Origin of the sequence: Rhizobium sp. S152, from assembly GCF_030380735.1 — a bacterium.
Classification (GTDB): domain Bacteria; phylum Pseudomonadota; class Alphaproteobacteria; order Rhizobiales; family Rhizobiaceae; genus Rhizobium.
Genome location: NZ_JAUDRZ010000004.1, coordinates 328,874 through 342,047, shown reverse-complemented (window position 1 = coordinate 342,047; position 13,174 = coordinate 328,874). Strand labels below are relative to the sequence as shown.

The window sequence follows — 13,174 nt, the reverse complement described above, 5'->3', positions numbered from 1 at the left end:
GTCTGCCCTCCGCTATGACCTTGTCCTTGGGTGGCAACGTCGGATTCCGATACGCAAAGAGATGAGGCTGTTTTAATATTGCAGCGATCGGCGGGAGGCGGTGCTGCGGCTTTGATTGATGCATAGGGGATCGCCATGGAAGCATTTTATATCGTCGTACTCGTATCGACGGCGCTTGTGCTTCTCGCGGCATTCTCCAGCCTGCTCGCCTTCCGCTTCGGCGCTCCCCTCCTTCTGCTCTTCCTGGGGATCGGGCTGATCGCCGGCACCGACGGCTTCGGCATCGAATTCACCAACAACTATCTGGCCTATATTCTCGGATCAATCGCGCTCGCCGTCATTCTCTTCGATTCAGGCTTCGGCACACCTGTCCAGGCTTTCAAGCTCGCGGCGATCCCTTCAATCACGCTGGCCTCCGTCGGCGTCCTCATGACGGCCGCGCTGTTCGGTCTTGCGGCCATGTGGCTGCTGAACTTTAGCTGGCTGGAGGGCACCCTGCTCGGCTCCATCGTCGCCTCGACCGACGCGGCCGCTGTTTTCTTCCTGTTGCGCATTGGCGGCATCAACATCCGCGACAAGGTGCGCTCGACGCTGGAAGTGGAATCCGGCACCAACGACCCGATGGCAATTTTCCTCACCATCGCGCTGGTCGAGGTGCTCGCCAGCGGCGAACGCTATCACGGCATCAATATCGGCATGCTTGCCATGTTCGTCCAGCAGATGGGCCTCGGCGTCATTCTCGGCCTGCTCGGCGGCATGATGATCGTGCTGATCGTCGGCAAGCTTGAAACCGATCGCGGCCTCACCCCGATCTTCGTGCTGGCGCTCGCTCTTCTTGTCTTTTCCTTCACCGGCGCGCTTGGCGGCAGCGGCTTCCTGGCCGTCTATGTCGCCGGCATCTATGCCGGCAATCGCAAGCTGCCGGGCTATGCCTCGATCAAGCGCTTCCAGGACGGCATGACTTGGCTGGCGCAGATCATCATGTTCCTGGTGCTCGGCCTGCTCGCAACACCCTCGCAATTCCCTCAGATTGCCATCCCGGCCGTGTTGCTCGCCCTCTTCCTGATCTTCGTCGCCCGCCCGCTGGCCGTCTGGCTGTCGCTGCTGCCCTATGACTACACGCAGCAGGAGATCGGCTTCGTCGCCTGGGTCGGCCTGCGCGGCGCCGTGTCGATCCTGCTCGCTATCATGCCGATCCTCGGCGGGCTGGAAAGCAGCCAGGTTTATTTCAACACCGCCTTCATCATCGTTCTCGTCTCGCTCCTGGTGCAGGGGTGGACCATCAAGCCGGTGGCAAAGAAGCTCGGGCTGATCATTCCTCCGCGTATGGGCGCGGTCGACAAGGTCGAGGTGGATCTGCCGGGTGCCGCCAACCACGAGCTTCTCTCCTACCGCGTGATCAAGGATAGCCCGATCCTGCGCGGCGAGCGCATTCCGCGCTGGGCGACACCGTCGCTCGTCATCCGCGACGGAAAGTCGATGCGCTACCAATATGCCGGCCGCCTGCGGGAGAACGATCTCGTCTATCTCTTCATCGTTCCGTCCTACTCCCGCCTGCTCGACAAGCTCTTCGCCAGCCGCGCGCCTGTCGATGAGGACGATGCGGATTTCTTTGGCGCCTTCGCGCTGTCGCCGGCAAGGCCCGCAGCCGATCTAGACGCCGCCTACGGCCCCGGCCTGCTCAACGAAAACGAGAAGGGCCTGACCATCGGCGAACTGATGAAGCAGCGGCTCGGGGGCAAGGCCGATTACGCCGACCGCGTCCGTCTCGGCTCCATCATTCTTATCGTCCGCGACCTTGACGATCACGATCATATCAGTTCCGTCGGCATGTCGCTGGAAGCCGTCGAGCCGGCCGTGACCCTGCCGATCTTCATCAATATGCGCGATATCATCGACCGCATCCGCGACCGGCTGAAAGGCCGCAGGGACAAGGAAGCGGCTGCCGCCGCCGCGGCATCCAAAGGCGATGAAAACCCGCGCTGAATACCTTGCGTCTCGGATGATCCTTGCTATGGTCCCCGCATCTTCTGGGCAATAACGAATGGACTTTCCCATGCCTTCCTTCAAGACCCTCAACGACCTCAACGACATTGCCGGAAAGCGTGTTCTCGTCCGCGTTGACCTCAACGTTCCGATGAAGGACGGCAAGGTCACCGACACGACCCGCATCGAGCGCGTCGCCCCGACGATCCTCGAATTGTCTGGCAAAGGTGCCAAGGTCATCCTGCTCGCTCATTTCGGCCGCCCCAAGGATGGCCCGTCGCCGGATCTGTCGCTGTCGCTGATCGCGCCTTCTGTCGAGAAAGTGCTGAACCACAAGGTACAGACCGCGACCGACGCGATTGGCGACGCCGCCGCAAGCGCGGTGGCCGCTCTCGGCAACGGCGACATACTGCTTCTCGAAAACACCCGCTTCCACAAGGGCGAAGAGAAGAACGACCCTGAATTCGTCAAGGCGCTAGCCGCCAACGGCGACATCTATGTCAACGACGCCTTCTCGGCCGCGCACCGCGCGCACGCCTCGACCGAAGGCTTGGCCCATCACCTCCCCGCCTATGCCGGCCGCACCATGCAGGCCGAGCTTGAAGCCCTCGAGCAGGGCCTCGGCAATCCTAGCCGTCCCGTGGTCGCGATCGTCGGCGGCGCCAAGGTTTCGACCAAGATCGACCTCCTGATGAACCTCGTGAAGAAGGTTGACGCACTGGTCATCGGCGGCGGCATGGCAAACACCTTCATCGCCGCCCGCGGGACCAATGTCGGCAAGTCGCTGTGCGAGCACGACCTCGCCGACACCGCCCGCCAGATCATGATCGAAGCCGCCACCGCGGGCTGCGCCATCATCCTGCCGGAAGACGGCGTCGTCGCCCGCGAGTTCAAGGCCGGTGCCCCCAACGAAACCGTCGCCATCGACGCCATTCCCGAAGATGCCATGGTTCTCGACGTCGGCGCCAAGTCGATCGCTGCGATCAACGCCTGGATCGAGCGCGCCAACACGCTGGTCTGGAACGGTCCTCTCGGTGCGTTCGAGATCGAGCCCTTCGACAAGGCGACGGTCGCTGTCGCGAAATACGCCGCCGAGCGCACCAAGGCCGGCAAGCTGACCTCGGTCGCCGGTGGCGGCGACACGGTGTCCGCTCTCAATCATGCTGGCGTTGCCGAGGACTTCTCCTACGTCTCGACGGCAGGCGGCGCCTTCCTCGAGTGGATGGAGGGCAAGGTTCTCCCGGGCGTTGAGGTTCTCAACAAGGCCAAGTAGCGCGCACGCCGATTCGGCAGTTTTTACAGTGAGATAGACCGCGGCGCGCAAGCGTCGCGGTCTTTTGCGTTTCTGCCGAGCAAATGCCCAAACATTCAAACGATTTAAAAGAATTCAAACGTTTTAAGGCTTTTAGCGAACATTTTCGCACCCATAAACTTCTGCTATCGGCGACCTAGATTTGTCATTTGGCAGGTTTTTCTCGTGCGAGCCCGACGCGAGCGAACATCTTGCTGCACGTCGATCCCTTGGTTGATCGATTGCGCTTTGCCGATCGGTTTTGAAATAGAATAATCCGCGCGCAATGCGCCAGTTTGAGGGAAGGAATGAAGTATGGTCGACGCGAAGATGTTGAACAAGATCAGCTCGGCGCCGGGATTCATTGCAGCGCTGGATCAGAGCGGTGGTTCGACACCTGGAGCGTTGCGTCTCTACGGCATTGCTGACACCGATTACCAGGGTGACGAGGAGATGTTCCGTATGATGCACGCCATGCGTGTCCGCATCATGAGCGCCCCCGCCTTCACCGGCGAAAAGATCATCGCCGCCATCCTGTTCGAGCGGACCATGGACGGCGAGGTCGACGGCCAGGCGGTTCCCTCCTATCTCTGGGAGAAGCGCGGCGTCGTGCCGCTTCTAAAAGTCGACAAGGGCCTGGCTGCCGAAGAAAACGGTGTCCAGATGATGAAGCCGATGCCCGATCTCGACGCTCTCCTGGCGCGCGGCCGCGACAAGGGAATGTTCGGCACCAAGATGCGCTCGGTGATCGCGAACGCCGACAAGGCGGGCATTGCAGCCGTCGTAAAGCAGCAGTTCGAGGTGGCGCGCCAGATCATCGGCAACGGCCTCGTTCCGATCGTCGAGCCTGAAGTTTCGATCAAAAGCCCGACAAAGGCAGAGGCGGAGACCATTCTTCGCGACGAGATCGCAAAGCAGCTCGACCTGCTTCCGGCGAGCGAAAAGGTGCTGCTCAAACTGACGATCCCGACGGTCCCCGATTTCTACGCGCCGCTGATCGCCCACAAGTCTGTCGTGCGGGTCGTCGCCCTTTCCGGCGGCTACAGCCGTGTCGATGCCTGCGAGAAGCTCAGCCACAACCACGGCATGATCGCAAGCTTCTCGCGCGCGCTGACGGAAAACCTGCGGGTCACCATGAGCGACGCGGAGTTCGACGCCAGCCTGGCCGAAACGATCGACCAGATCTACGCCGCCAGCGTCAACAAGGCCTGATACGCCAGCAGCACTTTCACAAGCCGGCCGTCTAGAGCGGCCGGCTTTTTGTTGGCGGTTGATTGTCACGGCGACAAGATTGCCCTTCAGCCGCCTGAGGAAGATGGCTACTCATGTGCCTCCCTGCATTCCGGAGTGCCGCCATGCCCACCGTTTCCTTCACCACCGTCGATGTCTTCACCACCAACCGCTTCGAGGGCAACCCGCTTGCCGTCATGACGGATGCGCGAGGGCTGAGCGACGAGGACATGCAGAAGATCGCGGCCGAGTTCGGCTACTCCGAAGTCACCTTCGTGCTGCCGCCTGAAAATCCGGACAACACCGCCCGCGTGCGCATCTTCACGCCCACCATGGAAGTGCCCTTCGCCGGCCACCCCAATGTCGGCACCGCCTATGTGCTCGGCGCACGCGGCGAGGTTTTCGGCAGGCCAGTCGATGAGGTCATGCGCTTCGAGGAGAAAGCAGGTCTGGTCACGGTCGATCTCAGACGCGAGGGCGAACGTGTCGTTTCCGCCGCCATCCGCGCGCCGGGGCCGCTGGTGACAGGCCGCATCGTTTCCGAGGAAACCGTGGCCCGCTGCATCTCGATCGACGCTTCACAGGTCAGTGCCCGCGTTCATCGTCCGGTTCTTGCATCGGTCGGCCTGAGCTTCGTCGTTGCCGAGCTCACCGGCCTCGATGCGCTGGCCGCCGCCCGGCCGAATCTCGCCTGCTTCCAAGATGCCGCGGGCCCGACGCCGGAGGGGAACCACGACTTCTCGCTGTTCGTCTATGTCAGGACACCCGAGACGCCCTGGGCGATCCGTGCCCGCATGTTCGCGCCGCTCGACAACGTACCGGAGGACCCCGCCACCGGCAGCGCCTCGGCTGCCCTCGCCGCCTATCTCGTCTCCCTGGAGCCGGACGCGGACATGAGGGTGTCGCTGACTATCGAGCAAGGCGTCGAAATGGGCCGTCGAAGCATCATCGGCGTCGACGTCGTCAAGACGAACGGCGTCGTCACGGATGTAACGATCTGCGGCGCCTGCGTCGAGGTCATGCGCGGCGAGATCGCCTACTGAACCTGATTGTCAGTAGGCGACAAGCAGGTTGCTGCCGAAATCGGGCTGCACACCAAGCATCGGTGCGACGCGCGCCACGATATCATGCACCATGGGAGCGGCGTTGTTAGTGGCGAATGTCATGCCGTGATCGCCCTTTCGCGGCTCGTCGCAGAAGGAAAGCACCACGTATTTCGGATCCTGGATCGGGAACGCCGCCAGATAGGCGTTGAAACTCAGCACGTGCGAATACCGCCCGTTGATGACCTTGTTCGCAGTCCCCGTCTTGCCACCCACATGGAAACCCGGCACGTCGGCACTCTTGCCCGACCCCTCCTCGCCGTTGAGCTTGAAGAGCGCGCGGATCGTGTCGCTGGTGCTCGGCTTGACGACACGCTCGGCGACGGCACTCGCCTGCTCCGCCGTGCGCGGCAGGAAGGTCGGTTCGATCAGCTCGCCGCCATCGACCAGCGCGGCGCCTGCGACCGCGGTCTGCAACGGCGTCGTTGCCACACCATGGCCGAAGGAGACGGTGATCGAATTGATCTTCTTCCAGACCTTCGGCTGGCTCGGCGTCTTCACCTCCGGCAGCTCGGTCTCCATCCGGGTGAGAAGGCCGAAGCGCTTCAGATATTCCCGCTGCTTGTCCATGCCGATGATATCGATCATCCGGGCGGTGCCGATGTTGGAGGAATGGCGAAAGATTTCCGGCACGGTGAGCCACCGGCGCGGAACATAAGCGTCGTCATGAATCGTAAAGCCGCCGATGCGGATCGGCTTGGTCGCATCGAACGTATCCGTGAGCTTTACCAGACCGCTATCGAGTGCCATTGCCATCGAGAAGGTCTTGAAGGTCGACCCCATTTCGAAGGTGCCGCCTGACATGCGGTTCAGCCAGCCGTCGCTGCCCGTAGCGTGGGGGTCGTTGGGGTCGAAGTCCGGCGCCGAGGCCATGGCGAGAACCTCGCCGGTGTGGATGTCGAGGATAACGGCACCCGCCGCCTTGCTCTCGTAGCGCGTCAGCGCATCCACGACGACATCGTGAACGACGTTCTGCGCCCTGAGGTCGATGGAGAGTTTGACGGGCTCCAGCGTGTTGACGCCGGTGAGCCCCGCCGAGGCGAGGTCCGACAGCCCCTGCTGGTCCAGATACTTCTCCATGCCGGTCACGCCGTGATTGTCAATATCGACATATCCGAGCACATGCGCGGCCGTCGGTCCGCCCGGATAGAAGCGCTTTACCTCCGGCCTGAAACCGATCGCCGGAATCCCGAGCTTCAGTACCTCGCTCTGCTGCTTCGGGCTCAGCTGCCGCCGCAGCCAGGCAAAGTGCGATCGCTTGTTCGTCAGCTTCTGGTAAGTCGACCGACGGTCCAGATCGGGAAAGATCGACGCCAGTTTCTCCACGGCATCGTCGGCATCGACAACCTTGATCGGTTCGGCGAACATCGAAACCGTGCGGATATCGGTGGCGAGCAACTGGCCGTTTCGGTCGAGAATGTCTGGCCGCGAAGCAAGCATCGATGGGCCGGGGGGAATGGACGCGGTCTCGTCGCGCGCATGGATCCCGTAGTAGACGAGCTTTCCGCAAATGATGCAGTAACCGAGGACGAAAAGCGCCGCGAGGACGCCAAGACGCGAGCGGCGCTTCTGCGGCTTGCCCCGGGGCTTCTTCATAAGATTTCGGCGATGGGAACCGGGTCCATCAAGCTCGACCTGGCGGCCGCTTCGAGACGCGAGAAGATGTATGATGGACATGTAAGAGGTGCTTGCCAGACGATTGCGGAAACGGACACCGAAAGCCGTTAGTACGCTTACGGTAGCGCTCGGATGATTAACGGCGCGTTAAGACCAACCTCGGCTAGCGCCGCTGGAGAGGCCGCCGCAAACTATATCTCGACCCGCCAGCTGACAAAGACGTTTACTTTTGATTGCAATTGCCAAAGCGCGCTGAACGACGGACGCGCACCTTATTAGACAGAATTACAACTACTGCGAAACAAAGGCGTTTAAGGTTGAAGAAATTTGCCCCAGTACTCTTGGCGATTTTTGCCCTTGCGGGATGCAGCACAAACGAATCCGTGAATGTCCGCTTGCTTACAGATTCGAAAGGACGTCTGGTCGATGCCAAGCTGGTCGACCCTTCTCCGGATAAGCAATTTAATGAGCTTGCAGTGGAACTCGCAAAGAGATTTTTCCCCACGAAGGTCCCTGCACCGTTGCCCAACCACGTTTATAACCAACCCGTTGACGTCAGCTATCCCCTGGTGAGGAGAGCGGATCAGTCCAGCGACGCCATTGAAGAAGGCTTGAAGGACGTTAAGAAGAAGCCCGGTCTGCCAAGATATTACACCGCACCTCGTTCCGAATACAGGTGATCAAGACGGAGGCTGGCTCCGCCGCCCCCTACCTCTACACGAACAGATCCCGCCCGAGCAGCGCGACCGCCCAGATCGCGAAGGCGAACAACGCGATCTTCCAGAAATCGGCGCGCTTGCGCAACCCCGGCAGCCCCAGCGGTTTGATGACGTGAACGGCCATCGCCAGGATGAGCAGCAGCGCGATCAACTTGGTCATGTCTTTATTTTTCCATAGCTTCTCAATGTCACAGGACGGACATTATTTCGCGCAACGACTGCTCGTGAATAGGCCGTAAAGGCATTCGGGGGCACAATCAACAAGGGAAAGACTGGGCGGCGGCGCGCGCTGCCATATGTCTTCCCGTGTTCAATACGCAGAGTCTGGGAAAACATGAAACGTAATTTGCTTTCCGTTGCCGCACTGCTGTTCGGCACCCTATTCCTTTTCATGGGCAATGGCCTGCAAGGCATTCTTCTCCCCGTCCGTGGCAATCTCGAAGGCTACGCCACCACCACGCTCGGCCTGCTTGGCACCTCCTGGGCCGCCGGCTTCGTTATCGGCTGCCTTGTCGCGCCGAAGATGGTGAGCCGCGTCGGCCACGTCCGTGCCTTTTCCGGCTTCATCGCCATCATCGCCATTATCGCGCTGGTGAGCGGCATCGTCGTTCATCCCGTCTGGTGGGTCCTGCTGCGCGCCGTCACCGGCTTCTCGACCGCCGGCACCTCCATGATCATCGAGAGCTGGCTGAACGAGCGCGCCACCAATGAAAGCCGCGGCGCGATCTTCTCGCTCTATATCGCCATCACGCTCTTCGGCGTTGTCGCCGGACAGATGATGATCCCGCTCGAGGATGTGCGTACCCCCGTACTCTTCATGATCTGCGGCATTTTCTACTGCATCGCCATGCTGCCGACGACGCTCTCCACCGCCGCCTCTCCGCAGCCGCTGAAAGCCGTGAAGCTCGACCTGCCGGCGCTCTACCGCAATTCGCCGGTCTCCTGCCTCGGCATTCTCCTCGTCGGCATCGCCAACGGCGCCTACGGCACGCTCGGCGCCGTTTTCGGTGCCGGCTCCGGCCTGTCGGATACCTCGATCGCCATCATGATGAGCTCCACCATCTTTGCCGGCGCAATCATGCAGTTCCCCGCCGGCCGCCTCTCCGACCGCATCGACAGACGCTATGTGCTGGCGGCGATGTCGGCGGTGGCCGCATTCGCCGGCCTGCTGCTGGCCGTTTTGCACCCCTCCTCGCCGGTCTTCATCATCGGACTGGTCATTCTCTACGGCGCCGTCGCCAACACGCTCTATCCGATCGCCGTCGCCCACGCGAACGACTATGCATCGTCGGAGGATTTCGTGAAGGTCTCGGGCGGCCTGCTTCTGCTCTATGGCATCGGCACCATCATCGGCCCGACCATCGGCGGTCCTGTCATGTCCATGATCAACCCGCATGCTCTGTTCCTGGTCACGGCGATCGCGCATGTGCTGATCACCGCCTATGCCATCATCCGCAGCCGCAAGCGTGCGCCGATCCCCGCCGCCAGCCGCGACGCCTACACCACGATCCCGACCGCCACGTCGCAGACCCTTACCCCGGAAGGCATGTCGCTCGCCGACCGCGGGCCGAACAAGCCCGCCGAGGCGACCTGAGGCATCCGCGGATCGGACTGATCAGCGAAGGAGGATGACTTATGAGCTTTATGGATGACGACCGGCCGCTGAAAAAGCCCGCCCACGAGATCGGCATGGATCTCTCCGCGATATCGGTCGATGAGCTGAAAACACGCATCGACATGCTAAAGGCGGAGATCACGCGCATAGAGGCAGAGATCACCCGCAAGGCATCGGGAAGATCAGCTGCTGAGAACCTCTTCCGCTCTTAGCCCGTGCGCCCAAGCAACCGCCATTTAGTCTGCCCGGAGGTGTCAATCCGGGACAGAGTTAATCACGCATTAAGCTTTATAAGGTATTACTGTTCTCATCCAGATCTTCTCTGGATCTCAGACGATTTTCCATGCGGTGAATTGGTCTGATTTTTCTCCCTGTTTTACCTTGAGAGCCGCTTTTGCGGCTCTTCTTTTTTGCCTGCGCTGGGGACGAACTCCATGAAACTGTGGAAGTTAACCCTTTCTTAAGAAACGCCTTGCGCATTTGGGCTAGAGCTACCATCTTAACAGCATAAAAGGACGGTCCGCGAAACTTTACGCTGCGGCCGGCGTTACCTGATCATAAGTAGATGCGTGCAACAGGGACTATTTGAATGTCAGAGCTTGGATTGAACACGATCAGTTTTGCAGGTCGCGCTGCCGCATCGTCGCAGTTCAAGGCATTGTATTCGGAAGGCATGTCGCTGGTTGAAGAAACCGCCGCCTATCTCGATGGCAATGGCCGCGCCGCCTCCAAGGTCTTGCCGCGCATGGCATCGGTGCTCTATGCGGCGGAATCGATGCGCCTCACCACCCGCCTGATGCAAATGGCTTCCTGGCTTCTCCTGCAGCGCGCCGTCAACAACGGCGAAATGTCGCGTGATCAGGTCGTTGCCGAAAAGAACAAGGTTCGCCTCGACGGTTTCAACGTCGATCGTAACGCTCCGGGCTGGGGCGATCTGCCGGAATCTTTCCGCGAGCTGATCGAACGCTCGCTGCGTCTTCAGAACCGCGTCGCCTTGCTCGACCGCGAAATCTACCGCCCGAACGAGGCGCCGATCGTTCCCGACAACCAGAACAGCGTGCAGGCTCAGCTCAGCCTGCTGCAGACGGCCTTCGGCAACAACTGATAGACTTCCTTATTTTTTATGAAACCGGCTGCGTTCCCTGCGTGGCCGGTTTTTTTATTGGCCGGTCGAGTCGACAGGCCCGTCCCCCACTCCGGAGCCCCAACAACATGGCAACAAAAAACCCCGCCGAAGCGGGGTTCTTCAAACTGTGCCAGCTGGCAGCGATTAGAGGCCGAGGCCGCCGAAACGCTTGTTGAACTTGGAAACGCGGCCACCGCGGTCCATGAGCTGCTGGTTGCCGCCGGTCCATGCCGGATGCGACTTGGAATCGATTTCGAGGTTCATGACAGCGCCTTCGGAGCCCCAGGTCGAACGGGTCTCGTATTCGGTGCCATCGGTCATGACCACCTTGATGGTGTGGTAGTCGGGATGGATTTCAGCCTTCATAACAATCTTCCTGCCATGCAACGTCCAAATTGACGCGTCTTATTGCGACAAGAGGACCGATTGAATAAATGAAGCCGCAGACATTAAAGCTACGGCTTCCCATTAGGATGGGCTGCCTATACATGAAGGCCGGCAGGATAACAAGAGCCCTCGGTCGTGGATACGCGGCTTAGACGGGCGATCGGAGACGAATTGGCAGACACCGTGCAGACAGCAGAAAAGAAGTCGCGATCACTGAAGCCGCTTGGCAGACTGGCGCCCTATATGATGCGATATCGCGGTCTCGTCGCCGGCGCGCTGGTATCGCTGGCGCTCGCGGCCGTGACCTCGCTGGCGCTGCCGTTGGCGGTTCGTCGCATGATCGACCACGGCTTCACCCAGGCTGACGGCCATTTCATCAACAGCTATTTCCTGATGTTGATGGCGATGGCCATCGTGCTCGCGCTGGCAAGCGCGCTGCGCTACAACTTCGTCATCACGCTTGGCGAGCGCATCGTCTCCGACCTGCGCCGCGATGTCTTCGCCCATGTCACCCGGCTCTCCCCTTCCTTCTTCGACGTCAACCAGTCCGGTGAGATCGTCTCGCGGCTGACGGCCGATACCACGCAGATCAAGTCGGCGGTCGGCGCCACCGCTTCCGTGGCACTGCGCAACCTTATCCTCTGTATCGGCGCCATGGGCATGATGACCGTGACCTCGCCGAAGCTCTCCAGCCTCGTGCTCGGCGCCATCCCGCTCATCGTCTTCCCGCTCGTCGCCTTCGGTCGTTCGGTGCGCAAGCGCTCCCGCGCCGCCCAGGACACGCTGGCCGACGCCTCGGCCTTCGCCAACGAAACCATCGCCGCGACCAGAACAGTACAGGCCTTCGGTGGCGAGAATGCCGCCGCCGACCGCTATGGCGCCGCCGTTGAAACGGCATACGAAGCTGCTCGCTCCGCCATCCGCTCGCGCGCCCTCCTCACCGGCATTGCCATCACCCTGATCTTCGGCAGCGTCGTCGCCGTTCTCTGGGTCGGTGCCCACAACGTGCTTGAAGGCACCATGTCGCCGGGCACGCTCGGCCAGTTCCTTCTCTATTCCGTCATCGCCGCTGGTTCGCTGGGCGCGCTGTCGGAAGTCTGGGGCGAGCTTTCGCAGGCCGCAGGCGCCGCCGATCGTCTCACCGAACTCTTGGACGAAGTCTCGCCGATCGCAGCGCCGGCCAAGCCGGAAACGCTGCCGGCACCAGCTATCGGCCGGGTCGAGTTCTCCGATGTCCACTTCGCCTACCCCTCGCGGCCCGATACATCGGCGCTGCACGGCCTGAATCTCAGCGTAGCGCCGGGCGAAAAGGTCGCGATCGTCGGCTCGTCGGGCGCCGGCAAGAGCACCGTCTTCTCGTTGCTCTTGCGCTTCTACGACCCCCAGCAGGGCGCGGTGAAGATCGACGGTATCGACGCCCGCGCCGTCGATCCCGACGAACTTCGCAAACGCCTCGCCATCGTTCCGCAGGATGTCACGATCTTCGCCTCTTCGATCCACGAAAACATCGCCTTCGGCAATCCCGGAGCCAGCCGCGGCCAGGTGCGCGCTGCTGCAATCGCCGCGCAGGCCGATGAATTCATCGGCCGTCTCGACCAGGGTTACGACACCGAGGTCGGCGAACGCGGCGTCACACTCTCCGGCGGCCAGCGCCAGCGCATCGCGATTGCCCGCGCCATCCTCAAGAATGCGCCCGTGCTGCTGCTCGACGAGGCGACCTCGGCGCTGGATGCAGAAAGCGAGACGTTGGTGCAGAAGGCGCTGGACGGCCTGATGGACGGCCGCACCACGCTCGTCATCGCCCATCGCCTGGCGACCGTGCTGAAGGCCGACCGTATCCTCGTCATGGATGGCGGCCGCGTTGTCGAGGAAGGCACGCATCAGAGTCTCATCCGCCACGGCGGCATCTACGCCAAGCTGGCGCGGCTGCAGTTCGAGACCGGCGGCGAGGAATTCCTGCGCGCGATCAACTGATCCACGCTACACGCGACAAGCCCGTGGCCGCAATCCAGCGGTTGCAACAGCATGTATTTATGCGAGCATATTGACATGATGCACGCATAAATTACATTTGCGCCTGGAATTCACCTTGCACCTCTG

12 protein-coding genes are annotated in these 13,174 nt (G+C 61.3%); 9 read left to right on the top strand and 3 right to left on the bottom strand.

Features of this window, described 5'->3' with window-relative positions:
- The first annotated feature begins 135 nt into the window (after positions 1-135).
- The 4 genes from QTL95_RS08350 (at position 136) to QTL95_RS08335 (ending at position 5,550) form a co-directional block, all read left to right on the top strand.
- Complete coding sequence (locus QTL95_RS08350; RefSeq protein ID WP_289719511.1) at positions 136-1,986, top strand: potassium/proton antiporter; 1,851 nt, start codon at positions 136-138, stop codon at positions 1,984-1,986.
- A gap of 70 nt (positions 1,987-2,056) precedes the next feature.
- On the top strand, positions 2,057-3,259 hold the full coding sequence (locus tag QTL95_RS08345; protein ID WP_289719510.1) for a phosphoglycerate kinase: 1,203 nt from the start codon (positions 2,057-2,059) through the stop codon (positions 3,257-3,259).
- 333 nt (positions 3,260-3,592) lie between these two features.
- Positions 3,593-4,489, top strand: coding sequence for a fructose bisphosphate aldolase (locus tag QTL95_RS08340; protein WP_289719509.1), 897 nt, complete (start codon positions 3,593-3,595; stop codon positions 4,487-4,489).
- A gap of 143 nt (positions 4,490-4,632) precedes the next feature.
- Positions 4,633-5,550 (top strand): PhzF family phenazine biosynthesis protein, encoded by a 918-nt coding sequence (locus tag QTL95_RS08335; RefSeq protein ID WP_289719508.1) that lies wholly within the window; start codon positions 4,633-4,635, stop codon positions 5,548-5,550.
- Between the two features lie 9 nt (positions 5,551-5,559).
- Here the strand turns inward: QTL95_RS08335 and QTL95_RS08330 are convergent, their stop codons facing one another.
- On the bottom strand, positions 5,560-7,287 hold the full coding sequence (locus QTL95_RS08330) for a peptidoglycan D,D-transpeptidase FtsI family protein (RefSeq protein ID WP_442981269.1): 1,728 nt from the start codon (positions 7,285-7,287) through the stop codon (positions 5,560-5,562).
- 257 nt (positions 7,288-7,544) lie between these two features.
- On the opposite strand from QTL95_RS08330, the gene QTL95_RS08325 reads away from it, so the two are divergent.
- Complete coding sequence (locus tag QTL95_RS08325; RefSeq protein WP_289719506.1) at positions 7,545-7,907, top strand: energy transducer TonB family protein; 363 nt, start codon at positions 7,545-7,547, stop codon at positions 7,905-7,907.
- A 34-nt stretch (positions 7,908-7,941) separates the two neighbouring features.
- Here QTL95_RS08325 and QTL95_RS08320 read toward each other — a convergent pair whose 3' ends face one another.
- On the bottom strand, positions 7,942-8,106 hold the full coding sequence (locus QTL95_RS08320) for a hypothetical protein (protein ID WP_197069541.1): 165 nt from the start codon (positions 8,104-8,106) through the stop codon (positions 7,942-7,944).
- A gap of 174 nt (positions 8,107-8,280) precedes the next feature.
- Between QTL95_RS08320 and QTL95_RS08315 the strand changes: the two genes are divergently transcribed.
- The 3 genes from QTL95_RS08315 to rcdA all read left to right on the top strand — a co-directional run bounded on the left by QTL95_RS08315 (position 8,281) and on the right by rcdA (position 10,666).
- Positions 8,281-9,540: an MFS transporter gene (locus QTL95_RS08315; RefSeq protein ID WP_289719505.1), complete on the top strand. Its 1,260-nt coding sequence runs from the start codon at positions 8,281-8,283 to the stop codon at positions 9,538-9,540.
- Positions 9,541-9,581: 41 nt separating this feature from the next.
- Positions 9,582-9,773: a DUF1192 domain-containing protein gene (locus QTL95_RS08310; protein ID WP_289719504.1), complete on the top strand. Its 192-nt coding sequence runs from the start codon at positions 9,582-9,584 to the stop codon at positions 9,771-9,773.
- A 377-nt stretch (positions 9,774-10,150) separates the two neighbouring features.
- Complete coding sequence (gene rcdA, locus QTL95_RS08305; protein ID WP_289719503.1) at positions 10,151-10,666, top strand: protease adaptor protein RcdA; 516 nt, start codon at positions 10,151-10,153, stop codon at positions 10,664-10,666.
- Between the two features lie 165 nt (positions 10,667-10,831).
- On the opposite strand, the gene rpmE is transcribed toward rcdA, so the two are convergent.
- On the bottom strand, positions 10,832-11,053 hold the full coding sequence (gene rpmE / locus QTL95_RS08300) for a 50S ribosomal protein L31 (RefSeq protein WP_037182697.1): 222 nt from the start codon (positions 11,051-11,053) through the stop codon (positions 10,832-10,834).
- Between the two features lie 192 nt (positions 11,054-11,245).
- Between rpmE and QTL95_RS08295 the strand changes: the two genes are divergently transcribed.
- Positions 11,246-13,048: an ABC transporter transmembrane domain-containing protein gene (locus QTL95_RS08295; protein WP_289719502.1), complete on the top strand. Its 1,803-nt coding sequence runs from the start codon at positions 11,246-11,248 to the stop codon at positions 13,046-13,048.
- Positions 13,049-13,174 lie beyond the last annotated feature (126 nt).